The organism is Paenibacillus sp. N22P23, from assembly GCF_059383735.1.
Map to the genome: position 1 here is coordinate 321820 of NZ_JBXENT010000004.1, position 25113 is coordinate 346932.

General features: G+C 50.7%; 21 protein-coding genes and 1 riboswitch. Of the genes, 7 read left to right on the forward strand and 14 right to left on the reverse strand.

Features of this window, described 5'->3' with window-relative positions; all coding sequences use genetic code 11:
- The first annotated feature begins 14 nt into the window (after positions 1 to 14).
- Both cydS and AC506A_RS19550 read left to right on the forward strand, forming a co-directional pair.
- Positions 15 to 116 carry a cytochrome bd oxidase small subunit CydS family protein gene (cydS, locus tag AC506A_RS19545; protein ID WP_495462679.1) on the forward strand — a complete coding sequence of 34 codons (102 nt, stop codon included), beginning with the start codon at positions 15 to 17 and terminating at the stop codon, positions 114 to 116.
- Between the two features lie 86 nt (positions 117 to 202).
- The gene (locus AC506A_RS19550; protein WP_177245624.1) at positions 203 to 355 is read left to right on the forward strand and encodes a DUF6254 family protein; all 153 of its coding nucleotides are present in this window, start codon (positions 203 to 205) and stop codon (positions 353 to 355) included.
- A 60-nt stretch (positions 356 to 415) separates the two neighbouring features.
- Here AC506A_RS19550 and AC506A_RS19555 read toward each other — a convergent pair whose 3' ends face one another.
- The 3 genes from AC506A_RS19555 to AC506A_RS19565 form a co-directional block, all read right to left on the reverse strand.
- Positions 416 to 3214 (reverse strand): bifunctional diguanylate cyclase/phosphodiesterase, encoded by a 2799-nt coding sequence (locus AC506A_RS19555; RefSeq protein WP_495462680.1) that lies wholly within the window; start codon positions 3212 to 3214, stop codon positions 416 to 418.
- Positions 3204 to 4973, reverse strand: a complete 1770-nt coding sequence (locus AC506A_RS19560) for an ATP-binding protein (RefSeq protein ID WP_495462681.1) — start codon at positions 4971 to 4973, stop codon at positions 3204 to 3206. The genes AC506A_RS19555 and AC506A_RS19560 overlap by 11 nt, the downstream gene beginning before the upstream one ends.
- Before the next feature lie 87 nt (positions 4974 to 5060).
- Positions 5061 to 5155: riboswitch (cyclic di-GMP riboswitch) on the reverse strand.
- Between the two features lie 189 nt (positions 5156 to 5344).
- Entirely contained in the window at positions 5345 to 6424 is a 1080-nt protein-coding gene (locus AC506A_RS19565) for a Gfo/Idh/MocA family protein (protein ID WP_495462682.1), read from the reverse strand.
- A 164-nt stretch (positions 6425 to 6588) separates the two neighbouring features.
- On the opposite strand from AC506A_RS19565, the gene AC506A_RS19570 reads away from it, so the two are divergent.
- The gene (locus AC506A_RS19570; protein WP_495462683.1) at positions 6589 to 7458 is read left to right on the forward strand and encodes an AraC family transcriptional regulator; all 870 of its coding nucleotides are present in this window, start codon (positions 6589 to 6591) and stop codon (positions 7456 to 7458) included.
- A gap of 26 nt (positions 7459 to 7484) precedes the next feature.
- Here the strand turns inward: AC506A_RS19570 and AC506A_RS19575 are convergent, their stop codons facing one another.
- From AC506A_RS19575 to AC506A_RS19595, 5 genes are all read right to left on the reverse strand, one after another.
- Positions 7485 to 8258 (reverse strand): sugar phosphate isomerase/epimerase family protein, encoded by a 774-nt coding sequence (locus AC506A_RS19575; RefSeq protein WP_495462684.1) that lies wholly within the window; start codon positions 8256 to 8258, stop codon positions 7485 to 7487.
- Between the two features lie 78 nt (positions 8259 to 8336).
- Positions 8337 to 9056 carry a response regulator transcription factor gene (locus tag AC506A_RS19580; RefSeq protein WP_091213605.1) on the reverse strand — a complete coding sequence of 240 codons (720 nt, stop codon included), beginning with the start codon at positions 9054 to 9056 and terminating at the stop codon, positions 8337 to 8339.
- A 119-nt stretch (positions 9057 to 9175) separates the two neighbouring features.
- A complete protein-coding gene (gene pnpS / locus AC506A_RS19585) occupies positions 9176 to 10957 on the reverse strand; it encodes a two-component system histidine kinase PnpS (protein WP_495462685.1) in 1782 nt (593 codons plus the stop codon).
- Positions 10958 to 11011: 54 nt separating this feature from the next.
- On the reverse strand, positions 11012 to 11929 hold the full coding sequence (locus AC506A_RS19590) for a bile acid:sodium symporter family protein (RefSeq protein WP_495462686.1): 918 nt from the start codon (positions 11927 to 11929) through the stop codon (positions 11012 to 11014).
- A 79-nt stretch (positions 11930 to 12008) separates the two neighbouring features.
- Complete coding sequence (locus AC506A_RS19595) at positions 12009 to 13553, reverse strand: fumarate hydratase (protein ID WP_495462687.1); 1545 nt, start codon at positions 13551 to 13553, stop codon at positions 12009 to 12011.
- Positions 13554 to 13702: 149 nt separating this feature from the next.
- On the opposite strand from AC506A_RS19595, the gene yfbR reads away from it, so the two are divergent.
- Positions 13703 to 14305 carry a 5'-deoxynucleotidase gene (gene yfbR / locus AC506A_RS19600; protein ID WP_495462688.1) on the forward strand — a complete coding sequence of 201 codons (603 nt, stop codon included), beginning with the start codon at positions 13703 to 13705 and terminating at the stop codon, positions 14303 to 14305.
- Positions 14306 to 14448: 143 nt separating this feature from the next.
- The gene (locus AC506A_RS19605) at positions 14449 to 14862 is read left to right on the forward strand and encodes a cupin domain-containing protein (protein ID WP_495462689.1); all 414 of its coding nucleotides are present in this window, start codon (positions 14449 to 14451) and stop codon (positions 14860 to 14862) included.
- Between the two features lie 331 nt (positions 14863 to 15193).
- On the opposite strand, the gene AC506A_RS19610 is transcribed toward AC506A_RS19605, so the two are convergent.
- Positions 15194 to 15523 carry an HIT domain-containing protein gene (locus tag AC506A_RS19610; RefSeq protein WP_495462690.1) on the reverse strand — a complete coding sequence of 110 codons (330 nt, stop codon included), beginning with the start codon at positions 15521 to 15523 and terminating at the stop codon, positions 15194 to 15196.
- Positions 15524 to 15669: 146 nt separating this feature from the next.
- Positions 15670 to 17478: an SgrR family transcriptional regulator gene (locus AC506A_RS19615; RefSeq protein ID WP_495462691.1), complete on the reverse strand. Its 1809-nt coding sequence runs from the start codon at positions 17476 to 17478 to the stop codon at positions 15670 to 15672.
- 115 nt (positions 17479 to 17593) lie between these two features.
- Here AC506A_RS19615 and AC506A_RS19620 point away from each other — a divergent pair, with 115 nt between their 5' ends.
- Positions 17594 to 17797 (forward strand): hypothetical protein, encoded by a 204-nt coding sequence (locus AC506A_RS19620; RefSeq protein WP_495462692.1) that lies wholly within the window; start codon positions 17594 to 17596, stop codon positions 17795 to 17797.
- Positions 17798 to 17811: 14 nt separating this feature from the next.
- Here AC506A_RS19620 and AC506A_RS19625 read toward each other — a convergent pair whose 3' ends face one another.
- From AC506A_RS19625 to AC506A_RS19635, 3 genes are read right to left on the reverse strand one after another with little or no spacing between them, the layout of a single operon-like run.
- Positions 17812 to 18345, reverse strand: coding sequence for a cysteine hydrolase family protein (locus AC506A_RS19625; protein WP_495462693.1), 534 nt, complete (start codon positions 18343 to 18345; stop codon positions 17812 to 17814).
- Between the two features lie 30 nt (positions 18346 to 18375).
- Positions 18376 to 20118, reverse strand: coding sequence for a Rieske (2Fe-2S) protein (locus AC506A_RS19630; protein WP_495462694.1), 1743 nt, complete (start codon positions 20116 to 20118; stop codon positions 18376 to 18378).
- A 54-nt stretch (positions 20119 to 20172) separates the two neighbouring features.
- Positions 20173 to 21402: an MFS transporter gene (locus tag AC506A_RS19635; RefSeq protein WP_495462695.1), complete on the reverse strand. Its 1230-nt coding sequence runs from the start codon at positions 21400 to 21402 to the stop codon at positions 20173 to 20175.
- A gap of 325 nt (positions 21403 to 21727) precedes the next feature.
- Here AC506A_RS19635 and AC506A_RS19640 point away from each other — a divergent pair, with 325 nt between their 5' ends.
- Positions 21728 to 24604 (forward strand): family 78 glycoside hydrolase catalytic domain, encoded by a 2877-nt coding sequence (locus tag AC506A_RS19640; protein WP_495462696.1) that lies wholly within the window; start codon positions 21728 to 21730, stop codon positions 24602 to 24604.
- 68 nt (positions 24605 to 24672) lie between these two features.
- On the opposite strand, the gene AC506A_RS19645 is transcribed toward AC506A_RS19640, so the two are convergent.
- Positions 24673 to 25101: an Lrp/AsnC family transcriptional regulator gene (locus AC506A_RS19645; protein ID WP_495462697.1), complete on the reverse strand. Its 429-nt coding sequence runs from the start codon at positions 25099 to 25101 to the stop codon at positions 24673 to 24675.
- Positions 25102 to 25113 lie beyond the last annotated feature (12 nt).

Below are 25113 nucleotides of genomic sequence, written 5' to 3' on the forward strand. Positions count from 1 at the left end.
GAGGCTGAAACGATATGGAGCAATTTCTGATCTTCGCTGCACCGTTCCTAGTAGTTGCATTGTCTGTAGGATATCTGTTCTGGTGGGGTGCGCAGAAGCCGAAACCGAAACGTTAATTTGTCATAAGAATCGGCATAATCGCACACGATAAACGGGTACGATCCAGCGACTACACTCGTTTATAAAGGAGCATTCACCGACGATGACATCTTCGAAGAACCGTAGAGAGAACGCGTGGAAAAGCCGAAAGCAGAACCAGAAGCCCCATGGCGAGGTCAAATCGCTGGCGGAGCTTTCTGACGAAGGCACTTCCGGCGTAGCCGGCTATGAGAATGCCCGGAATAACGGCGACTAGTCCGCAAAAAAGAAGCCTCCATCACTATTACTGATGGAGGCTTCTTTCGTGGAGCTGCGGTCATCTCGCCGCCGCTGCTTCTGCTCGTGCCAGATAGGCCGCACTCAGAAACGTTTGCTCGAACTGCTGAATGGACAGCGGCCTGCTGTGCCAGTAGCCCTGCATATCCGTACAGCCCAGCTGGCAGAGGCGCTCAGATTGCTGCTCGGTTTCCACCCCTTCAGCCAAAACCTGCAGCTTCAGGCTGCGTGCCATCGCGATGATCGCTTCGACGATCGCGGTATCCTCGCTTGCGCCGGAAACATCCTGCACGAAGGATTTATCGATTTTTAGCGTATCGATCGGAAAGCGTCGCAGATAGCCTAGTGACGAATAGCCTGTACCAAAGTCATCAATGGAGATCGAAACGCCGAGCTGCTTGAGTGCATGGAGCTTGCTGACAATCGCATAGTTATGCTGCATTGCCATGCTTTCTGTAATTTCCAGCACCAGATGCTTGGCGTCCAAGCCGGTTTGCCCAAGCACGCGAACAATCATATCCACGATTTGATCTTGATTAAACTGAATGACGGAGAAATTAACGGCAACCGGAATTCGGGGGAGTCCCGCATCATGCCATTCTTTCATCTGCATGCAGGCCATGTGCAGAATCCATTCACCAAGCACGATAATATGACCGGTGCTCTCGGCAACCGGTATGAATTCACAAGGTGAAACCGATCCGAGCAGCGGATGCTCCCAGCGAACCAACGTTTCCACGCCGATCAACTGACCTTGTTCAGCATTAAACATCGGTTGGTAGACAAGATGGAATGCCTGCTCTTCAATTGCCGCGGGCAGTGCCTGCTCGATGTTCATACGACGCGCCTGACAATGGTTCATGGACCATTCGAAGAACTGGAATTGATTCTTTCCCTTCTCCTTCGCCGCATACATCGCCGTATCCGCATTCTGCAGCAGCATCTCCAGTGACTCGCCATCCTCCGGATAAATCGCAATGCCGATGCTCGTAGTAATGAAAATATCCTGACCATCCACTTGGATCGGCTCGGCCACTCGTCGAATCAGCGTTTCCGCCATTGCTTCAAGCTGTGCCCGGTCGCAGTCCTGGAGGATCGCCACGAATTCATCCCCGCTTAAGCGAGCAACCATTCGGTTGTCACCAATCGTCTCACTCAGCATAGCCGCAAAATGCTGCAGCAGCCGATCTCCCATCAAATGACCCATCGTATCGTTAATCAGCTTAAAGCGATCCAAGTCGAGAAACATAAGTGCCGCATGCTGCTCTCTTACGCTCACGCCTTGAAGCAATTCGGGATAATAAAGGTTAAACCAGTTCCGGTTCGGCAGTCCTGTCAGCATGTCGTAATAAGCCAGCTGCCTGATCGTATTCTCGTAACGTTTCTTATCCGTAATATCCCAGGCAATCGTTTGAATCAAGGCTTGTCCGGCAAAATGAACCAGGATCGATTTCGCTTCAATATCGATCATCGTACCGTTCAGCTTGTGCATCTTCAGCTCAATGGGATCACCTTTGGCTGCCCCGGCTTGGACGTGCTCCAGCCACTGCGAAGCAGAAGCAAGACATTCGGAATGAACCAGCTCCAGAAAGCCTCTCCCGATCAACCCATCCTGCTCGGCACCAAACGTACGCAGCGCCGCTTCGTTCACGAAGGAAATGACGCCTTGATGATGAACCAGAATCGGCTCCGGGGAGAAATCGATCAGCTTCCTATAGCGCTCCTCACTCTCACGCAACGCTTCTTCAACGAGTCGACGTTCCGTTAAATCACGCAAATACATCGTAAAGACAGGGTATTTTTCTTTGCGAATACGCGTAACGATAATTTCCACCGGAAACTCGCTTTGATTCATTCGCGGCAGCATCGTCTCGACCCGGGTTCCGAGCACGGTCTTATCGCCGCTGCACAGCATCCAGTTTACCGATGACTGGTCTCGAGGCAGCTGCGGCATGAGCAGTTCCTCAATTGATCTGCCGATCACCTCACTACGGGGATAGCCGAAGAGATTCTCCGCTGCCGGATTAATTTCAAAAATGGCTCCTTGATGATCAAACATAATAAGGCAATCGATCGCCGACTCCATGATGGATCCCTTGAGCGACATTTGCTCCGACAGCTTCTTATCCACATTCATCGAGCTGATTAAGCTGACTGCCATAATCACGATGGTGCCAAATGCTACGTAGATCGCCATTTCAATAAAATCCATCGCCTGCGGATCCGTCATACGATCAAGCATATGCCCAGGCATCGTCATCTTAGCCGCTGACATGCCGGTATAATGCATACCCGTAACGGCAATACCCATGATGAAGCCGCTCAGCCAATAATGATTATTTCTGCGGAAGGAGAACAGCAAAGCGACAATCGATGTCATCACGGCAATAAGGACGGAAAGCGAGAAAATATACGGGTTATAGGTAATCGTCAGTCCCGTCAACGCATACATGCCTATGTAATGCATGCCGGTGATGGCAAGTCCCATGATGGTGCCGCCTACGATCAACCTCAGCTTGCCGCTGCCGGAATGGCTGGCAATGCCAAAGCCGATAAAAGCACCGACAATGGAAACGCCAATTGAAACGATAACGGTTACAAAATCATAGGTCACACCGGTTGGAAGGTGAAAAGCGAGCATCGCGATAAAATGCATCGACCAAATCCCAACACCCATGACAACTGCTCCGCCGAACAGCCATCCTCGCTTCTTCCAGCCCTCGGACAACAGAACATGCCTGGTTAAATTCAATGCCGTATACGAAGCAAACAGCGCAATGATAAATGAGAGACATACCAAGAACCAGTTGTAGCTACCTTCAATATGATTATGCACCATTTCGATACCCCCCAGGGAGTGTTACTTGAAACGTCGTGCCCTCTCCCATCTTGCTGGCAATAGAAATCGTCCCGCCATGACTGGAAATGATTTTGTTGCTGATCATAAGTCCAAGGCCTGTTCCCTGCTCTTTTGTCGTAAAGAAAGGTCTGCCCACTTGGTCCAGCATCTCTTGAGGAATGCCGCAGCCATTGTCAGCAATTGTGGTCATGATCTGTTTGCCGACTTGCTCAACGGCAAGTTGAATTTCGCCGCCTTCCGTTGCTTCAATCGCATTCTTGATGAGATTGATGAATACCTGTTTGATTTGACTCTCATCGCAATAGATGAGCAGCTCGGGCTTCGAGAATTGCAGCTCAATGCGGACATTGTTCAGAATGGCCTGTGACTCCAGCAGCGTGTAGACGCCAGCGAGAAGCTCACACAGATTGATTGCTTGAAACCGGCTGATTTGCGGCTTCGCCAGCAAAAGCAGCTCATTGATGATGCCTTCCATCCGAACAACCTCAGAAGTAATGATCGTGACATACTCCATTTTGCTCTTTCCATTTTGAAACAGCTTCATAAATCCTTTAATCGCCGTGAGCGGATTTCGAATCTCATGTGCGATACCTGCAGCAAGCTGACCTGCCATCGACAGCTTCTCTGATTCCACAAGAAACGCCTCTTGCTCTTTACGCTGCGTTAGATCGGTAAAGTTAATGACGACACCGGCTTGCTCGCCTTTGCCTTGCATCGGTGTGATATGATATTCCACCGGGAACGTCGACCCATTCTTACGGCGGAACAGATCGTCCGCAACATATTCAGCACTTCCTGAGCGAGTAGCCTTCTCGATGGGATCCCATTCTTCGCCATCCGTCCTTATGGCCCGCAGCACAACTTTTCGCCCGAGTACCTCAGAAGCCTCAAACCCCGTCAAATTTACAGCGGCTTGATTCCAAAAGATGACCTTCCCCCGCTCGTCCAATCGGTAGATCCCCTCTGCCACGGAATCCAAGATGTGCGAATAGGCTTCATTCATCCGTTTCAGACGTTCTTCGCTTTGCTTCAAGCGGCTGTCAATCATCATGATAACTACAGAATACATACAAATGACGGAGACGATTAAACTGATGCTTATTGCGAGTAAAAATTGATTTTGCGATAATGCCGTAGATTCGCCTGACCCCAGCGATGTGGCGCCGTGCATGAGGGGCATATTGCTATAATGAAGAAATTCAACAGCTCCGGAAAGTAGTAAAGCGTGGACTAACTGCCGCATACGGCTTAGCTTGTGGAATCGATGCTGACTTGTGAATATGAGACACAGCACTACGGCCAGTACGACGATTGAAATGAAACCTGTGGATGACTGATAGTGGAGGGTCGCATGAGCTTTAATGGCTTTCATCCCAATGTAGTGCATCGCTACGATGCCGCCTGTCTGAACCAAACTGCCTAGAATGAGCAAGCCTGTCCGATGTCGCTGCGCAGCACGTTCAAACAAGAGAAGCGCGAGCGTAGACAAGACGATCAGCATGCCCATGGAGAGAAACACATAATTGAAATGATACATAACCTTGACCGGGAAAGGATACGCCAGCAATGCCACAAAATGCATGGCCCAAACCCCGATGCCAAATACAAAGGCAGCACTCATGAGCCAGAAGAAAGTCGTGTAACGGGCTGTATTCATTCGCCGATAAAGATGAAAGAGGATTAAGGAAGAGCTGAATACGAGTACAAAAGATATGGCGACGAGTGCGATGGATGCCATGCCAACCTTCCTCCGGTTTTATTGACTTAGCACGCAGAATGGAAAATGACAATAAAAAAACCATCCGAATAGGATGGATTCCATCTACTCGGCAGCCTTGTCTACCTTAGCATTACGGTGAGTAATGCCTTAGGCCACGGCTTTGCGTCCCATCGTTTCCATATGGTTTGCCTTTTTCTTAGGTATGAAGTTGTAAAATTATTCTAATTGTTCGATTTAATTCTCATTATAGGTATTTTTACGCAACTGTACATAGCGAAAAACAGAGAAGAATGACTTATTTTGTCGAACGAATAAAATATATGTAATATCGTTAATTAAAATAAAAGCCGAGGATGACAACGCCATCCCCGGCTTCATTGTTTGTACTACTATTCGAAGTATACAGCCTTACCCGTACGGGAAGACTCGTAGATTGCTTCAAGAATTTCGGAAACCACAAGCGCTTGCTCTGGTTTAACGAATGTTTCTTTGTCATTCTTAACAGCATCGATCCACATGCTTGCTTCAAGAACTTCTGCAGTTTCGCTCGCGCCTTCATAGAAAGCAACGCCGCCGCTGTTCAGTTCCACTTTGTTTACATACAGGCGGCTGTTATGCTCGCCATTGAAGCGAAGTCCGTCTTTCATGTCAGCGCCTGCTTTTGTACCGCTGAGGGAAACTTTAGCCTCATCGACTTCAAGCGAGTTAAGCGCCCAGCTGGATTCGAGGATAACAGTTGCACCGTTCTCCATCGTGATCATAGCGAAAGCGGAATCTTCAACTGTGAATTGTTTTGGATCCCATGGGCCCCAAGCATTCGCAGAGTTCTCGTTTTGGGACAGCTTGTGATAAGCACGGCCAAGTACTACTTTCGGCTTGTAGTTATCCATCATCCACAATACAAGGTCAAGTGCGTGAGTACCGATATCGATAAGCGGGCCGCCGCCTTGTTTTTCTTCATCCAAGAATACGCCCCATGTCGGAACAGCACGACGACGGATTGCATGTGCTTTAGCGAAGTAAATTTCGCCAAGCTCGCCTGCATCGCAAGCTTCTTTCAGGTAACGGCTGTCTGCACGGTAACGGTTGTTGTAACCGATGCTGAGTTTTTTGCCGGTACGTTGTGCAACTTCAAGCATTTTGCGAGCGTCAGCAGCTGTTTTAGCCATTGGCTTCTCGCAAAGCACGTGCTTGCCAGCTTCCAATGCGTCGATGGAGATAACCGCATGGGAATCGTTAGGCGTACAAACGTGGATAACGTCGATCGACGCGTCTTGAAGCAGTTGTTTATAGTCAGAATATACTTTTGCCTCTTCAGTGCCGTATTTCGCTTTTGCTTGTTCAGCCTTCTCAACAATGATATCGCAGAAAGCTACGATTTCAGCGTCTTTGACTTGGGCCAAACTTGGGAGATGTTTACCGTTGGCGATACCGCCGCAGCCAATAATGCCTACACGTACTTTTGACATTTTAAATTTCTACCTCCATGAGCCTCGAAATGATATAATTTGTAGTATGGTGTCAGCTAGATAGAGAGACACACATTGACTACAGTATAGACAACATGTCCTCAAAAATATAGGCGCTATATAGGTCTGGTTTTATGTGATTTTGTTATTGAAGGGATGGTACCGTGGAATTTTACAATGAAAAGGTCGTTTACGAGAACCCGCTGCTCTCTATAAAAGTGTTTCAATCCCAGCGGAATAACGATCTGTTTATCAATTGGCATTATCATCGAGAAATCGAATTGCTGCTTGTAATCACTGGTGAGCTCGATGTAAATATTGAAGATGAATGCATAAAACTACAAACGGGCGACATCGCACTGATCGGTGCAAGGCAGCTTCATCGTGATCGCAGCATGAGCAGCCCGCTGAATTATATCGTTCTGCAGTTTGATCTGGAGCAATTTATCGACCAAAGCTCCATGCCCTATATGCGATTCTTCTCTGAGACCAAGAACCCGCTCAGCCGGGCTAATTATATTTTCCAAGAAAATGAATCCACACGAGCAGAGGCGTCGGAATGTATCCGCGGCATTCTGCAGGAAGTCACGACAAAGCAAAGCGGGTATGAGCTCGCCGTCAGCATGTACATAAAGAAGCTGCTCCTTCTGCTGATCAGAGGTGATTCCAGGAAAGTGCTTGCTGATCATGATGACTTTGATCGGGCTCGTCTCAGAGGCGTGATCGACTTTGTGGAAGAACATCTGACCGACCGCATCCAGGTCGAAGAAGTATCGAAGCTCGCCAACATGAGCTACTATTATTTTGTTAAGTTCTTTAAGAAGGCGATCGGGATGTCCTTCACAGAGTATGTGAACTATCGCAAGATCAAATGGGCCGAGCGTATTCTGCTCACAAAGGACCTAAGCGTCTCTGAGGTGGGCGACCGGATCGGCATGCCGAACATGGCCCATTTCTATAAAATGTTTAAGAAATATAATGACTGCTCGCCAAAACAATTCCAGAAGAAGATGCTGGAGTGGAACCGCGCCTAGTAGTTATTGACTGTAGGCCAGGCGAATTAGCCGAGCTGATGGAATTGTTGTTTCATGAATGTCAGACTAGCCGGTAATTCTACGTCTAGTCGCTGAAGGCTGCATTCAGCGGAGATCCCGCCCTTATAGCCAGCTGCTGTCAACTGCGCGGCAAAATCCGCATATGGATATTGCCCGGTTCCAGGCGACAGTCTGCCCGTATCTGCGATGTGGATATGCGCAAGCCAGTCCTTATGTACAGTCAACGTGTCCAGCGCTTCGCTATCCTCATCCATATGATAGAAATCAGCCAGCACCCGAATCGAATGATGATTAATTTGTTTCGCAAAATGAACTGCTTCAGCCACGGAACCAATCAGATTGGTCTCTTTCTTGTTCAGCGGTTCAATAGCCAGCGTTACGCCGCTGCCCGTAAACTCCTCTGAAATCCAGCTAAGCAGCGTGAGCAGCTGGTCCTCCGCCCGATTACGCTCCCATTCATCCGGTATGTTGCGTGCTCTCCCGCTTCCAAGAACGGCGATCTTCGACCCGATTTGATTCATCGCTTTCGCTGCGCGGAACAGATAACGCCGAATGCGCTCCGGTTCCACATCCGGACCAACGACTTTAATATCTCCGGGAAAAAACAGATTAAATGCATAGACAGGCAGCGCGCTGTTCAGGTAAGCAGGCAGCACCTCTTGATGCGAAGCATCGTTCTCCAGCTGCAGGGCAGACAGAGGACACTCGATGTAATCAAACCCGTATGTGTGAAGCAGCTCCGCATCCTCGATCCCTCTGCACCAACCGTAAGCAACCATTCTATAAACACCTCCATTTGTATCTAAGGTGATTTTACCATTATTTCCAGTCAAAAGTAGGACAAAAAAAAGTTCACCTTATTTAGGTGAACCTAGTTTCTTCGGCATAACCAGCTTATAGCCGACGCCGCGAATGGATTCAATTTCAACCGATTGCTGGCCCAGCTCCAATTTCTTACGCAACGAGCTGACATGTACGTCTACCGTTCGTTGTCCGCCGAAATAGTCGAAGCCCCATACGACATTCATAAGATCATCGCGAGTAACGACAACGCCTGGACGTTGAACAAGATAGAGCAGCACCTCGAATTCCTTCGGCCTGAGCGGTACAGTTTCACCATTCAGGATGACCTCGTACCGTTCCGGATAAATCGATAAATCACCAGCCGTAATGACTTTGTCCGTGGACTCCGTCAACTTACCGTCGTCTTGACCGGTTCTGCGAAGCACCGCAGATACGCGCGCAAGAAGCTCAGCCACGCCAAACGGCTTGGTCATATAGTCATCGGCGCCTCGCTTAAGACCTTGTACAACTTCTTCCTCCGCATTGCGGGCCGTCAGCACGATAACCGGCGTACGGTTGCCGCTCTGCCGCAAGCGAGATAAGATCTCGAAACCGTTCATGCCTGGCAGCATGATATCTAGAATAATAAGATCAAATGCGCGCTGCAAAGCAACTTGCAAGCCCTCCGCACCATGATCAATGACTGTCGTATCATAACCTTCTTGTGACAGGTTATACGAGAGTAATCTGGCTAACGTCGGCTCATCCTCAATGACCAACACTTTCTGCGACATGTTGACCCCCTGGCTTCCACGCATGCCGCTGCTAATAATCGGCATGGTAACTCGTTCTTCTTTCATAACCATGATAGCATTGTTCAGAGGAAGGGGAAACCCCAATTACTGGTCTGCTGCTATTGTAGGACTGGCAGCTCAATCGTAAAGGTAGAACCGCTGCCCACTCGGCTCTCTACCGAGATCGTTCCTTTGTGCAATTCAACGAGGTGTTTCACGATCGACAAGCCCAGCCCTGTTCCGCCTGAACTGCGGGATCTGGCCTTATCCACTCGGTAGAAACGCTCGAATATTCGCGGCAGATCTTTCTTTGGAATACCAATTCCTGTGTCGGATATGTGAATGCGTACGGATTCGTAATTCTCGCCGCCAACCGGCTCAACAACGATAGAAACGCTGCCGCCTTCAGGCGTGTAGTTAATTCCGTTCGAGAGCAGATTCATAATGATTTGGCGCAATCGATCCTCATCCGCCTCGACGTATACATCCCGCTCTGCTTTATAGGATAACCTGATTTGTTTCTGCAAGCCTTCTGCACGCATGAGTTCAACCGTCTTCTCCACGAATGACGCCAGCTCGATCGGAGAGAATTGCAGCGGTACTCGGCGCGACTCAATCTTGGACAGTTCCAAGATATCGCCGATAAGCCGGTTCAAGCGGTCACTCTCGTCATAAATGATTTGCAAGAATGAACGTGCTGTCTCAGGATCATCTACGGCGCCGCCAAGCAGCGTCTCCGCGAACCCTTTTACAGCCGTAATCGGTGTCTTCAGCTCATGGGACACGTTCGCAACGAACTCGCTGCGCATCCGTTCCAGCCTGCGAATCGCCGTCACATCTTGCAGCACAAGCAGCACGCCTCCGAAGGATTCATCATCTTCGAAGATCGGCACCAGATTGAGATCAAGCAGCCGCTCCTCCGGGTAGTAGAAGGTCACCTCTTCGCGCAGATGCTCTTTGCGTTCAATGCCCTCTTGAATAATTTGAGACAGCTCATATTGCTGTTTGGCCACCGTGAAATGATGACCGACTAACTCGCGCACCGAGAAGCCAAGTACTTCCTCTGCGCGCCGATTCAGCAGCACAATATGCCCGCTGGCATCGATCATAACAACGCCACTGATCATGTTATCCAATACGCTTGCCAATTGGCTCTCGTTCTGATGAATGCGCGTCATTTGTACTTGAAGCGAGTCCGCCATCGCATTAATGGCAAGGCCAAGCTCTCCGATTTCGTCGCCCCGCTTCACATGAACACGTGCGCGATAATCCAGGCTCTTAATCCGCTTCGCGACACGAGTAATCTGTTCAAGCGGACGCGTTAATCCGAGCGCAATACGGTAGCTGATGAGTGCAGCTGCTATAAACAGAATGAGCAGCCCCAACACAAGTGCCATCCATATGCTTCTTACACTCTCGTCCACCTTCTCTAAGCTGAGCGCCATCCGGATAATGTCCGAATTCGGATCCTTCGGTTGCACGAGAATTGCTACATAAAGCAAATTCTCATCAATGGTGTCGCTGTAACGCGTTGTACGTCCTACGCCATCCTTCTTAGCCTCAATCACTTCTTCTCGCCCCAGATGGTTGTCCATCGTTTGCGGATCATGATCGGAATCGCCAAGCACGGTTCCATCACCGCGAATGAATGTAATACGTGTATCCGTAATCTGTTTAAGCCGCTTAGCTTGGCTGGTGTAATAGCTGTAAACCGACGCCGGCTCCCCGCTTTGCCAATCCATTTGGTCGAGAATAATCTTCATTTCACGCACCATATTATCCTGCAGCGCATCCAGATGATTATCCCTATATGTCTTGCCCATAAATAAACCGGCAGCCAGAACGGCAAGTCCAATCATACCGATTAGAATCATCGTCAGCCGCACGCGAAAGCTGTTCATCTCATCCTACCTCCATGCCAGGTTGCTCCATGTACCATCCATCGTACCTTGTTCTCAGCCGCCTGCGCCAGCACTGCGATTGTTAAGTTTTTGTAAAACATAGTGGTGCAGTGTGGCCAGCGGCTGCTGAATCAGAATCGACAGCACAACCGGGACGGCGGCCAGCGGGCTAAAATAGCCCATAGCAAGCACGACGCCAAGCGAGATGTTCCGCATACCTGTGGCATAAGAGACGGTGACTTGAACCTCGCGGTTCCGGTAATGCGTTGTACCGAAATAACCTATTGCATAACAAAGGCCAACCATGACCAGGGCTGCTGGCACGACCTTCAGCAGATCGCCGCGCAGTGCTTCCGTGGAAGGGGCAATTGCCGCAGCGTTCAGCATAACGACTGCTGTGAAGCACAGCTTGGACAAAGGCGGCGCATAGGGCTGAACCGCTTTCTGAATGCGCCCTTTGGACCATTCATGCAAGGCGACGCCAACGATTGTAGGCGCAACAATTAGTAGCAGCAGATCGCCTATCATGGCCACTGTATTCGTCTCCACGTCGGTACGGAATAGCAGATGAATACCGGTTGGAACCACAAGCGGACTGAGCGCCGAATCAATGACGACCATAGCCAGCATAAGCGGCACACTTCCGGCTGACATTCCGACCCACAGCACGGTTGAAATTCCAAGTGGGATGATGGTGAATAAGACGAGTCCCACGACATAAGGAGAATCCGGTCCGAACAGCATATAGCCTAGTCCGTATGCCACTAAAGGCGACAGGACATGCGCCAGCAGGAAGGTCCAAATCATAACGCCTGGCCGCTTCAAAACTGCTCGAAGCTGATGCAGGCCGCATCCAATCGCCATCGTCAACGTGACAAAGGCAAAGCAATAAGGAACGGCGTGCACATACCTTTGCAGATGCGCAGAAAAAAAGAATCCCAGGATAAGTGATCCAGGGATAATAAGAAACATCCATTGTTCATACCTTCGATTGAAGGCGAGTCCGAAGCTGCGCGTACCGCATCCCTCATTCTATTGTCTACTTTGGTAATTATTTAAATACAGGCTCTTTAAATTGGGCAAGCTTAGCAAAAGAGTCCTTCTCTACTTCAGCGTGCAAACTGTTGCCGTGGGAATCCATCGTGACGACAGCAGCAAAGCCTTCTGTCTTCAAATGCCACATCGCCTCCGGAATACCGAATTCCATAAAGTCGACGCCATTAACATTCTTGAAGCATTCCGCATAGTACTGTGCCGCACCGCCGATTGCATTCAGATAAACCGCACCATGCTCCTGCAGCGCAGCGAGCGTCTTCGGTCCCATTCCGCCTTTGCCTATAACGGCACGGATGCCGAATTTCTTAATGATATCGCCTTGGTAAGGCTCCTCGCGAATACTTGTCGTCGGACCAGCTGCTTTCACATGCCAGCCGCTCTCATCCTTCAGCATAACAGGTCCACAGTGATAAATAACGGAGCCATTCAAGTCGATCGGCGCGTCATGATCCATCAGATGGTGGTGAATCGCGTCACGGCCAGTATGCATTTCGCCGTTAATGATGACGATGTCGCCCACTTGCAGACTGCGCACATCCTCTTCGGAAAGCGGCGTGTTCAGGACCACTTCACGGCGTGCACTGTTCTCCGTTACCGCTTCAGCCGCTTCATCAGCTGCCTGCGATTTCATAGGTGTGTCAGAGCCGTTCGGATAAATCCAGGATTTGATTTCACCGCTGTCTGCAGAGAGCAATACGCCTTGACGGCGGTAAGCCCAGCAGTTGTACGCAACGGAAACGAAGTAGCTCGCCGGCAGACGATTCATGACGCCGACTTTACAGCCGAGCAATGTCACTTGGCCGCCGAAGCCCATTGTACCGATGCCAAGCTTGTTGGCATTCTCCATGACGTATTCTTCCAGTTGAGCAAGCTCAGGGATCGTATTCGTATCGTCGGTATGACGGAATAATTGCGTTTTCGCTAATTCATAACCTGTAGTCCGGTCACCGCCGATGCCAACTCCGATGAAGCCCGCGCTGCAGCCTTGACCTTGTGCTTGATAGATGGCGTGCATGATACATTTGCGGATACCGTCGAGATCACGTCCTGCTTTGCCAAGACCCGGAATTTCCATCGGAAGGCTGTACTGGATGTTCTTGTTCTCACAGCCGCCGCCTTTCAAGATCAAGCGCACATCGATATCATCCTTCTCCCATTGCTCGAAGTGAATGACCGGCGTGCCGGGTCCGAGGTTGTCACCTGTGTTGGAACCGGTGAGCGAATCTACGGAGTTCGTGCGAAGCTTGCCGTCCTTCGTCGCGCGTGCGATGGCACTGCGAATCTGTTGTTTCATAATAATTTGGTTGGCGCCAACCGGCGTATGAACGACAAAGGTCGGCATGCCTGTATCCTGACAGATCGGGGAGACATTGCACTCCGCCATCTCAATGTTCGTTGCAATCGTGGAAAGCGACAGTCCTGCGCGAGTTGCGCGGTCCTCCGCTTCTTGTGCCGCTTGAATGACTTTCCGGACGTCTCCCGGAAGATTCGTAGAAGTTTCAACAATAAGATTATAAACACTTTGTTCAAAATGCTGCATAAGGCCTAAATGGCTCCTCTCTCTATTCGCTATTCGTCTTTCCTTATATAATCAAAGTATATCATACCATATACTGATCGAGCGGGCATACCGCTTTCGGAGCCGCAAATGGTCTCCTATTTCTAGAGTAGAAGGAGCTTCCTGCCATTATGGATAGTCCATTTATCGCTTATATGTACCGGCTTCGTTATATCGAGAGATGGAGCCTCATGCGCAATACGACTCGTGAAAATGTTGCAGAGCATTCCTATCATGTTGCGCTTCTCTCGCATATGCTTTGCGAGATTGGCAATCACTTGTTCGGCCGTTCGCTGAACGCCGACCGCGCCGTAACGATGGCGCTGTTCCACGACGCCACCGAAGTATTCACTGGCGACATCCCAACGCCGGTTAAGCATCATAACCCGAAGATGCTCGCGAACTTCCGCGAAATCGAGGCGCTTGCCGCCGAGCGGCTGCTCAGCATGGTGCCGGAGCCGCTGCAGGCTGCCTACGAGCCGCTCGTCATCGGAGCTGCGCATGATGATGCTGAGAAGGATCTGCTTAAAATGGTGAAAGCAGCGGATCTGCTGGATGCGTACATGAAGTGCCTCTCCGAGCTATCCTCCGGCAATCGCGAATTCGCCGTCGCCAAGGGACAGACCGAGCAAAAGCTCGCAGATCTGAACATGCAAGAGGTCAATTGGTTCCTGACTTATATGGCACCGAGCTTCAATAAGACGCTGGATGAATTGTCTGAGAATGATGGCTAGGAGAAGAGGTGATCGGTATGGGAAATGTGATCGATTATTATTCCGGCTTTGATGAATGGGGACGTTTGGATCGCGAGCCGCTTGAGCTTAAGGTCACAGCTTCGCATTTACTTTATATCGGCCGGAAGAAAGGGTGAACGGCAATGGATGACAAGCGGACGTGCATGCGGATTCGTACGAAAGGAAACTATCAGGGGAAACAAGGGTTCGACTATCAAGAGGCAATTTCTGCTGAGAGCGTCGGTTCGACCGGGCTCTGCATGCATCTGCTGACCATTCCCCCTGGGGGTCGTGCCAAAGCACATCTGCATGAGAGCCACGAATCCGCTATTTACGTGCTCTCCGGACATGCAGGAATGTGGTATGGCGAGAAGCTCGAGCATCATATGGAAGTGGAAGCCGGGGACTTTATGTACATACCGGCTGGCGTGCCGCATCTGCCCTATAACCTTTCGGATACGGAGGTCTGCACGGCGGTCATCGCCCGTACCGATCCGAACGAACAGGAGAGCGTAACGCTGCTGCCCGAGCTGGATGACCTTCACGGCTCCCGCTGAACTAATAAAAAGGCTGCCCGAGACTTTCTCGGACGGCCACTTTTTTTGTCTAAACATCATGAATAATAGTGTAACGGTTGTCAGCGTTGCTATTTCAAGCAAATAAGCCTGTTTGAAAATTTAACGGTTGTGAGAGAGGCTATTTGCAGCATATTGGTCGATTCCTAGTGGAAAACGTTCAAATAAGCTCGCTGGCAACCGTTAGAAAATAAAAAGGGTCATTTGGTGCCTAATAACCACTGTCACAACCGTTAGCGTTGGCATGCGACAACGCATGCACTCATCGCGGAGGTACAGCATATTAAGTAGATTGCGAGCAGGTAATTAAATCTCAGCGCAATGGCTCACCATGGATGACATGCCAATGGAGATGCTTCGAATCCTGGTATTTGCCTAGGTTCGTGATGACTCGGCATGCCCCGTGTTCTGTCGTCACTCTGGCCGCCACCTGTTTCACGACCTCTAGTAATTCTAAGAGCAGGTTATCATCGCTCGGCTCTAACGTGAGTAATGATGAAATATGCTTCTTCGGTATCGCAACAATGTGCACCGGATAGAATGGACGCGTGTGATAATAGGCTAGCACGTTGTCCGTCTCTATTACTTTCTGAACGTGCGTCCGCCCGCTTAAAACCTCTTCGCAATAGAAATCCTCCGACATCGGGTTTCTCTCCTTTGATAGAGTGGTGCTATCTTGTTACTGGCGCCATTTCTCCAATGTAGACTACCTGGTGCGCTACTTTCTCCCATTTACCCTATTTCCGGCCAATGTAGACTGGACTGCTTGATTGTCCAGCCAGCTTGTCGCTAACCCGGCGCACTCTGCACCCACACATCCTTAAAATCAATCCACCCGAGCGACGACATTGTGATGCCCTTAATCCCCGGATGGTAAGAGGTGTTCGTCTTCTTATGCAGCAGGAACACGACATGCCCCTCCTCGCGAAGCCGCTCCTCGATTTCTCCCATAATAAGTCGTCGCTCTTCGGATGTCTTTGAGGCTAGTGCCGAATCGATTTTGTCCCTCGCCCATGCCCGGAATTCCGGATGCAGATGCTCCTTGAGGAAGCTGCCATGCTGCTCATAGGACTCAATCTCACACACCTCATCCTGCGCGAACAAGATACCATACAGGATGGTGTCCGCCTCGTTGATTACATCTCTTCTCTTAAAATCACTACTGTCATGCTGCTCAATATGTACGACAACACCGTGCTCCCCGCAGCGTTCTGCAATCCATTTGGCATCCCGCATATTGAAGCTTGTTGTATAGAGCGTAATCGGCGTCCCATCATACCCTGACTCGCGTAGAAGCGCTCGTGCCAGCGCGGAATCGTGGCGGATGCTCCTAAGCGGCGTGTTATCGTCGGGACGGAAACCGCGGGCCGCATACATGCGGTCTTCACCCAGCTCCCGGATCATCGTATGGCGGTCAATCAGGAGATCAATCGCCTTGCGGAATAAGGCCGATTGCTGAGGTCCTTCCTTGCCCATGTTCCAAGTCAGCATCGTGCAGCCTTTGCACAACGTCTCCACCGTAACCCAATCTTCTTCCGGCTTCTGATCCTGCAGATCGTGATCCCAAATGAGCTTCTCCCAGCATTTGCGCGAGGAATCGCCATGCTCCGGGGGCATGAATGCGATGACGACACCGTCCAAATGCGCTCTGCCATTGTAATAATTTTTGTTCACGGTAAGCACGAATCGGTCTTCGTTCCACTCCCCGGCCATGAAGGGTCCCGTACCGGACGGATTTCGCCAAAACTGCTCCTCACCGCTCTCTACCAACTCACGAGGCAATATAGATGCTGCCGGGGAGCTCATGAATCGATGAAAAATACGGTTCGGCTTTTCCAGCTCGATCCGAATCGTCCGCAGTCCGACAGTCTCGATCTTCATCACCGATCGGAGCAGCCAGCTGTGTGCCTTGCCTGAGCGCAGCCGCTCTAACGAGAAGATCACATCATCGGCCGTCATTTCATGACCATGATGAAAGTAAACGCCTTTGCGAAGATGAAACTGCCACACGGTCGCTTCCTTATTGGACTCCCAAGCATGTGCGATTGCAGGGACGATCCGTCCAGCCACCACATCGTAATAAACGAGCTGATTAAACAACTGCTTGATCATATGCGCATCGAATGCATACAGCACATCACCCGGATCCAGCGTCACAATCGGGGTTTGCACGGGAAGCCGCAGCGTATCCACACTGCGTTTGCCATCCAGCACTTCCGTCCGGTAGCCAAAATGAAGCTCCAGCCATTCCGAGAACCGATCCTTCACCGGCGAGCCTTTCCCATGGGTATGGATCAGCTCGAACGCAGGCTTATACTCACCTCGCTGCGCCATCCGCTGCGCGAGCTCAAGCAGCATCGAATCGCGTTCCAGCAGAAAGACCAGCTGCGAGCGATTGCCTCTGCCTCGCCCAGGCAGCCAGCGAATCCAGCTTTCCTCTTCCATTTTGCGCAGTACGAGCTTGACGTTACGGGTTGTGCAATACAGCACTTGCGCAAGCTCATCAAGTGAAACTTCAACAGGTGATCCAGTCGCCGCGATCCCATCAGCGAACCGGCCATATAAATCCAAATAACGTTCGGCAGCGGCCATTTGCATGCCATCATCCCTCCAGTACCCTGGTAAAAGGGGAAGTGTTTTATGAAGATTCTACTCTTTTTATCCCCTTTTAGCGAGCGCATAATTGAACTATAAACGAGAGGAGGAAAACAACATGTTACAACACACAAACACGTACACGATTGAGAAGCTCGGGCAATACCAACAGGCGGAATTGGAGCAAAACCTTCGCAGAGGATTACTGATTAATACCGTGGAGGAAGCAGACGTACAGACAGAAGCGGAGCAAGCGAATAAGGAACGCGGATGGTTGCACAGATGGTGGAATAACAGGCGGTTCGACACTTCAGTGAAGTGACGACCGCCCTTTTTTTATTTAAACTCGATGTCTGCCGAAGGGCTGATTCGGGCAAAAGAGGAAAAACGCGCGTTATGTTCTGCAATGATTTCCTCTGCGGTGAGACCGCCGGATCCCCACGTACTATGAGCATCTCCGGCCACGATGATCTCATAACCAAGCTCCGAAGCTCTCGTCGTCGTCGCATTCACGCACATGTCTGTCTGAAGACCCGCGATGACGAGCTTGCCAACGCCTCGCTCCGCCAATACTTGCTGAAGCTCCGTTTCATGGAATGAATCCGGCTTATACTTCTGGATGCGCGGCTCATCGCCTGCCGGAGCAATCGCGGCGTGAATTTCCCAGTTCGGGGAACCTGTTTCCAGCTCTTCGCCTTCCCCTTCATTATGTTGGACATAGATGACCGGAACGCCGGCAGCCCGCGCTTTCGCCAGCAAACCGTTGATCCGCTCCAGCAATGCCTCGCCATTATAAACAGGATAGGACTCCGCGAACATCGCCGATTGAACATCAATGACCAGTAATGCCGTATTCGAATTTGCACTCATCTTCTTAATCCCCTCTCACACGATTAAAATTTACTCTTCAAACAACCGTTCGCCCTTATGCAGACGCCAAGCAATTTGTGCGGTATGCGGAAGCTCGCGCGCCGTCGGCGCATGTGCTGCCAGGTACCTTGTGCAAGCGAGCAGCATCGTCTCTTGTGCCCGCACCGCAAATGCATCTGTCCTTAAACACCAACGCTCATACTCGGCAAAAGCAGCCTCCACCATCTGGAACGTATGGAACTCCGCATCTTCACGCAGCAGCGCATGACCGAGCGTATTCAGCAGCGCGTCCATCTCACCGCCGCTCTTCACGTAGTCGAAGACCCATTTCGCCGCCTGTTCTACCTGCTGTCGCTGATCGAGCAGTTGAAGCAGCTCTGCCGTATTCGTCGCAGCATTCACATCGCCCGGAGCAGCTTTCGGCCTCTTCGCCGACGGCACATTCAAGAATCGATCCAAGTACACGCTCATTGCACCATGGAAAATAGCTCGCACCAGCAAAGGTTCCTCTGACCGCAATAAGCGTTCATGAAGTGCATGTGCATACGTGAAGGTATGGAGCACTGCAACCCAATCGCGGTGATCGTTCTGCGTATGGAAGCGAACTACGCGCTCGGCAGAGGCAAGCGCGACCAACTGCGCTAGCTGCGCCGGTGCTGCGCCTGCCAAGAACAAATCCTTCAGCAGCGCAATCGTTTCAAGCGGTTCTTCGCTTAGCAATTGCTGCAGCACCGCCTCTTCATCGATGGCAGCCACTTCTGTGCCTGCAACCCGTGCCTCCGCCAACACTTTAACGGCCTCTTGAATCGGCTCAACGAGATTGATCGGCGCTTGCCAGTGATGCTGCTCTTCGCTTCTTGATGGATTCCCCATCATATGCAGCAGCGAGGTGAGCACCTGTTTAGATTGATAAGCGCCAACAAGCTCAAGCGCCTCGAACGCTTTATTGTGAAAATCAAACACATGCCCGCCGTCCAAATAGAAATGATCCGTTGCTGCAATCAGCATCATATCAGCCAATTGCTCCGGGCTCATTCCTTTCTCAATAGCTGTGATTACCAGCTTCTCGGCGCCCTGCGTATCTCGAACCTCGATGCAATTACGATACCAGCCCGCAAGCCGCTCGAAGGAAACGTCTGCACTTGGCAATGCGCCTAGTAAGTAATGAATGCCTCGGCCCGAACTGCCCCGCGCCACATGTACCAAGCCCTGATAGAGCGCCAGAATACGCCCCGTCTTATCCAGCTTCGGGATCACGCGGACCATTGCCGTTAGAATCGTCAATCCCGAATTCCAGCCGCTTCCGCTGCGAGTACCGAAGGCGATGCCTACACCGGCAATCTCGGCATCCGGCACATTCGCTTCCACCAGACCAACGACTGCTTTCGCGATCACAATACTGATATTTTGCTCCAAGCCTTCCATGAGGCGATCCTTATACTTCTGAATATGATTGGCGATCTTTGGCTGCGGATTCACCCACACGGTCTCTTCTTCAACCCTAACCTCGTATGAAGGCACATCATCCGCCCAAGGATCGAGCGTTCCGCCGCTGCATACGTCAAAACGGGCATGATGCCAGTGACAGGTTAAGATGCCATCGCACAAGCTTCCCATATGAAGCGGAAATCCGAGATGCGGGCAGCGGTTATCGACGGCGAAGATGCCTTCCTCATGCACGAAGACGGCAATACCGCCTTTTATGACAGCCGAACCTTTCTCCTTCAATTCTTGAACTGGGCCGGCTTTGATCCACTCTGCGGTTCGATTCATATTCAGCCTCCTTCAATATGATGGTGCGTCCTACTTCTTCTATAACTACGGAGTCTAGTCCTTCATTAACCAGAACATTAAATATTGCATCGCAGCCGTCCCTGCAACGACGACAGGTAGCCAAATCGATTCCAAATCTTTCGAAACAAAAAGCAGCAGCGTAATCGAAATAACCCGACCCGCATTCAGAAACACTTCCCGCATGACAACCGATTCAACCTTGAGCTGTCCTTTTAGAGGCAGTTTGCCAATGAGCCTGTAATAATAGGAGGTTAACGTGTTCACTGCGAGCGGATTGCAAATCGAGAAGGCGACCATATAGAAGACGACTGTCCAAGCAGTCACGTCATAGAGAAGGAATACCGCGCCAATTAAAATCCCGCTCGTGGAATACAGTACATGCTTGCGCACCTGCTCCCTCTTCGCTTTACGCGAAATGACATACCCTGTTGCGACGGTTAGTGCGGAGAAGCATACACCTAAGTAGCCGACAAAGTCCTCCCTTCCGACGGTTTGATAGAGCAGAATGTTCGGCAGAAACAGCATAATGCCTTGAAATAAGCCCAGAACAAAAAACGCCAGCAGGCCCTTGACCCATTGCGCGTTTTTCCTCATGACGAGGCCCATTAGGTTCAAATGATAGACGCGGTGATGTGACGTCATCGTCGGGATTCGAAAGCTGATGACCGAAGCCACCAAAAACATGATAAAAGCAATCATAAACGTAATGATATAACCGCGTAAACCTTCGTTAAACTGGATGATAAAGCCGGCGAGCGCAGGTCCAAGCAGTCCCGCTAGGTTAAAGACAACCATATTAATGGCTAGAAATCGAACGCGGTTGTTCTCCGTCGAAACATCATACATAAGAACAAGATAACCGGTCCAGTACAGGCCGGCAGCCATTCCGTGAAAAATAGCAAAGAGCACATACCATGTAGCAACATTTTCTTGTGAAATAACAACGAGCAAGTAGAAGATCGCAATCGATAGAATGCCCAGGCGATACGTGACCATCCGGTCTTTGCGTTTCGTGATCCAACCACCCAGCGCGAACGCAATCGGCGTGAATAAGAACACGATCATATTATAGAAACCGTTTACGGCCAAATCATGAGTGAGCCGCCACAAATACAAGTTCAGAAACAGCCCCGACATCGAAGCTCCGAATTGAAAGCAGCCGTGGATGATTAACGCAATCAACGCTTCTCTTCCAAGCTCTCGATCCTTCGGAACCGGGCTGCCTTTCCATGCACTCCATCTCAATCCCAAACTTGCCTTCATCTGTACGGGGCCACCTCCGACTAAGCTGCATCCAATTGCTGTCATTGTAACATAGCAGCCGATTGAGGTAAGCGCTTTAACCTTCCGCTCTGGGCCAAATAACCTCTTCTGCTAGATTCTTGCTTGAATTCCGCCGTATAATCGGTCTTTCTGCCCAGATAAAGGGGATTCTGGCTGTCATGCTCTGCTTGACGGCTGCTGCTGCCAATAATTGATTCCGGGCATGTCCGAATCGCCCTATATAAATGTCCGAAATGAACCCTTTCAGCCGGCTAGTAATCGTTTACAATGAGGGGGAAGATGACGATAGAGGAGGCAATTGATTATGTGGCAAGCATCATGGATTTGGGGAAGCGGCGAGGAAAGTCCTCGCAATGAATGGCGCTGTTTCCGTAAAACCTTTCAGCTCGAGCAAACGGGCTCCAGCGAAACGAAGCTGAAGCTAACAGCGGATTCCCGCTACGTTCTCTATGTGAATGGCACGCAGGTTGGCCGCGGACCGGTCCGCTCTTGGCCGTTTGAGCTTGCTTATGATGAATATGAGATTGGCCATTTGCTGCAAAGTGGCGCTATGAATACAATCGCGGTATTGGTGCTGCATTCCGGCATCTCTACCTTTCAATATCTGAGAGGCAGAGGCGGACTGCTGCTGCAAGTCGAGGATACAGATGGCACTGCCTTGCTTTGTACCGACGAATCTTGGTCAACTGCTATACACACCGCATATGATGCGACCTCGTCTCGTATTTCCTGCCAATTGCCGTTCACCGATCGTTATGATGCGCGCAACTGGGATGATGCTTGGATGGAAACACAGTTTGACGATGCTGCGTGGGAGCAAGCAACAGTCATTGGCAGCGTTGGCATGGCACCTTGGACAAGCCTTGTGCCACGGTCGATTCCTTATCTAACCGAAGAGCCGATCTATCCGGCGCGAGTGGAAGAGATGTCGTTCGTACGGCCTGTTGCTTGGAGCGCGGTTTTCGACGTTCGCACGATGCTTGTTCCGGATAGCGTGAATCACGCGAATCCGATTTCGTTTATTGGGCTTATGGCTACTGTGCTCACACTTCCGGAAGCAGGTGCTTTTACAATAGGTACGGTGGATGGAGGAAGAGTTCCATTCCGCGTTCGCCTTGGCGGCAAGTGGTATAGCGATGACGACTTCTCCGGCGAGCGACCAAATATGTTCCTAGAGCTTCAATTGACGGCAGGCGAGCATTTCATCCTGTTCGATCTATCCTGCTGCTTGCACGGACATGGCTATCACCTTGGCTTTCATTGCAATGGTCCGTTTGAGCTTCGTTCCCCAATTGCTGAGCATGGTCAAGTGAGTACGGTCCCTTTTGCTCAGATCGGAGCTTTCGATTCGGCAGAGCATATTGACCATCAACCGGGTGTTTCGATGAAGAAGGAGCAGCCGCTCTATGATGCGGTGAAGCAAATCGATTCTGTAGAGCAGCTGAGCGAATTCGCCGAGTGGATTCGTCCCATTCCGTCGCAGCTGGTTCATTTTACTGACGTCTACACCCAAACCGCTTGGCGTGTCGTCGATCTGCCGCAGCCGGTTCCGGTTCAGTTGCAGCATGCCGTGCTGGCAGGCTCGGATGCGGGCATCGTTCCCTTGCATGCCGAACTGGATACTGAAATCTTGATTGATTTTGGACGTGAGCTGACCGGCTATGTTGCGTTTACGATCGATGCCGCTGAAGGAACCATCGTGGATGGCTACGGCTTTGAATATATGCGAGACGGCTGGCGTCAATATACGTATGAGCTCGACAATACATTCCGTTATACTTGCCGTGAAGGCAGACAATCCTATGTCTCCGTCGTTCGCCGCGGCCTGCGGTATCTTGCCGTAACGGTACGCGGTGCAACACGGCCGGCGAAGCTGGTTGAAGTGAAGATGATCCAAAGTAATTTCCCTGTCGCCAATGTCGGTACGTTCCAATCCAGCAATGCGAAGCTGAATGAAATTTGGCGGATCAGCCGTGATACAACACGGCTTTGCATGGAGGATACGTTCGTGGATTGCCCGGCGTTCGAGCAAACCTATTGGGTTGGCGATGCCCGTAATGCCTCACTGATTAACTATTATGCATTTGGTTCAGCGGAAATTGTGGAACGCTGTTTGCGTCTTGTACCGGGTTCCGCCTTTCAATCACCTCTCTATGGCGATCAGGTGCCAAGCGGCTGGAGCAGCGTCATTCCGAACTGGACGCTATTCTGGGTATCGGCTTGCCTTGAGCATTACCAATACACAGGCAACGAAACCTTCGCGCGTGATATGTGGCCGCATGTTCGCTTTACGCTTGAGCATTACTTGCAGAAGCTCGACGAGCGCGGTCTGCTGAATATTAGTGGCTGGAACCTGCTTGATTGGGCAGCCTTTGAGCAGCCGGGCGAAGGCATCGTAACACCGCAAAATATGTTCCTCGTCAAGGCGCTCCGCGATGCTGCGCAGCTGGCTAATGCCGCCGGTGACGAGCAAATCGGAGCAGGATTCCGCGAGCGTGCCGTGCAAATCCGTGATGCCATAAATGACGTACTGTGGGATGAGGAGCGTCAGGCTTATCTGGATTGCATTCATGTGGATGGTCGTCCTTCGTCCACAACCAGCATGCAAACACAGGTAGTCGCTTGCTTGTGCGACATTACAACAGAAGAACGCCTGGAAGTACTGAAGCGTTATATCGTGGAGCCGCCTGTTTCTTTCGTCCAAATTGGCAGCCCGTTCATGTCCTTCTTCTACCATGAAGCGCTGGCTAAGCTTGGACTACAAGACACTATGGCTAACGACATTCTAGAGCAATATGGTGTAATGGTAGACCAAGGCGCCACTTCCGTATGGGAAGTGTATGCGACCGGTAATATTACGATTAACTCCAAGATGCTTACGCGCAGCCATTGTCACGCTTGGTCCGCAGGTCCGGTCTACTTCCTCGGCGCCGAAGTGCTTGGAGTACGCGGGCTGACACCGGGTTGGACGAAGGTTGAAGTCGCACCGAAGCCGGTTGGCTTGACTTGGGCACGCGGCTCGGTTCCGCTCCCGGGCAGCGGCAGCATCGCCGTATCTTGGAAGCTCGATGAGCAAACGAAAGTGATGCAGCTTCGCGTTGTTGCACCGTCTCATATCGAGCTTCAACTAGTGAAGCCGGAAGGGTATGAGCTTGAAGTGGAACAAGTCATTATTGGGTAGAATCGAAAGAGCCTGGCGGATAATCGCCAGGCTCTTCTTTATTTGCGACCGCTTTAGCAACGTTCGCTTCAAGGAATCAACGGTTCCTGTAGGAGCGGTGAGGATAACACGATCAGTGTCGTTGAATCGCCGAACGCGCCGAGTTTGTTTAATGCTTCCTCCAATGTTTGAAGCGATTCGGTGACCAGTTTAACGAGAAAGTTATACTGGTGTCCGCTGATGCGGTGCAGCTCAACAACATCGCTCATTTCCCGGCAGTATTCCACGAATCGGTCACATCCTTTGGTATAGAACAGAACGAACGCAGAAATTGGCTTGTTGATTTTCTCCGGGAGAACTACAGCGCGATAATGGTCGATGATCCCCTTCTCTTCCATGCGACGCACCCGCTCCGTGACGGCAGGCTGCGATAGGGAGACGGTTTTACCCAGATCCGTCATCGAAATGCGCCCTTGCTCCTGCAAGATAAGCAAAATTTGTTTGTCTAAGTCGTCCATGGGAAACGCCTC

Coding starts and splice junctions, on each gene's coding strand:
- cydS (WP_495462679.1), top strand. CDS start 15: ATGGAGCAATTTCTGATCTTCGCTGCACCGTTCCTAGTAGTTGCATTG.
- AC506A_RS19550 (WP_177245624.1), top strand. CDS start 203: ATGACATCTTCGAAGAACCGTAGAGAGAACGCGTGGAAAAGCCGAAAG.
- AC506A_RS19555 (WP_495462680.1), bottom strand. CDS start 3,214: ATGGTGCATAATCATATTGAAGGTAGCTACAACTGGTTCTTGGTATGT.
- AC506A_RS19560 (WP_495462681.1), bottom strand. CDS start 4,973: ATGGCATCCATCGCACTCGTCGCCATATCTTTTGTACTCGTATTCAGC.
- AC506A_RS19565 (WP_495462682.1), bottom strand. CDS start 6,424: ATGTCAAAAGTACGTGTAGGCATTATTGGCTGCGGCGGTATCGCCAAC.
- AC506A_RS19575 (WP_495462684.1), bottom strand. CDS start 8,258: ATGGTTGCTTACGGTTGGTGCAGAGGGATCGAGGATGCGGAGCTGCTT.
- AC506A_RS19580 (WP_091213605.1), bottom strand. CDS start 9,056: ATGTCGCAGAAAGTGTTGGTCATTGAGGATGAGCCGACGTTAGCCAGA.
- pnpS (WP_495462685.1), bottom strand. CDS start 10,957: ATGAACAGCTTTCGCGTGCGGCTGACGATGATTCTAATCGGTATGATT.
- AC506A_RS19590 (WP_495462686.1), bottom strand. CDS start 11,929: ATGTTTCTTATTATCCCTGGATCACTTATCCTGGGATTCTTTTTTTCT.
- AC506A_RS19595 (WP_495462687.1), bottom strand. CDS start 13,553: ATGCAGCATTTTGAACAAAGTGTTTATAATCTTATTGTTGAAACTTCT.
- yfbR (WP_495462688.1), top strand. CDS start 13,703: ATGGATAGTCCATTTATCGCTTATATGTACCGGCTTCGTTATATCGAG.
- AC506A_RS19605 (WP_495462689.1), top strand. CDS start 14,449: ATGGATGACAAGCGGACGTGCATGCGGATTCGTACGAAAGGAAACTAT.
- AC506A_RS19610 (WP_495462690.1), bottom strand. CDS start 15,523: ATGTCGGAGGATTTCTATTGCGAAGAGGTTTTAAGCGGGCGGACGCAC.
- AC506A_RS19615 (WP_495462691.1), bottom strand. CDS start 17,478: ATGCAAATGGCCGCTGCCGAACGTTATTTGGATTTATATGGCCGGTTC.
- AC506A_RS19620 (WP_495462692.1), top strand. CDS start 17,594: ATGTTACAACACACAAACACGTACACGATTGAGAAGCTCGGGCAATAC.
- AC506A_RS19625 (WP_495462693.1), bottom strand. CDS start 18,345: ATGAGTGCAAATTCGAATACGGCATTACTGGTCATTGATGTTCAATCG.
- AC506A_RS19630 (WP_495462694.1), bottom strand. CDS start 20,118: ATGAATCGAACCGCAGAGTGGATCAAAGCCGGCCCAGTTCAAGAATTG.
- AC506A_RS19635 (WP_495462695.1), bottom strand. CDS start 21,402: ATGAAGGCAAGTTTGGGATTGAGATGGAGTGCATGGAAAGGCAGCCCG.
- AC506A_RS19640 (WP_495462696.1), top strand. CDS start 21,728: ATGTGGCAAGCATCATGGATTTGGGGAAGCGGCGAGGAAAGTCCTCGC.
- AC506A_RS19645 (WP_495462697.1), bottom strand. CDS start 25,101: ATGGACGACTTAGACAAACAAATTTTGCTTATCTTGCAGGAGCAAGGG.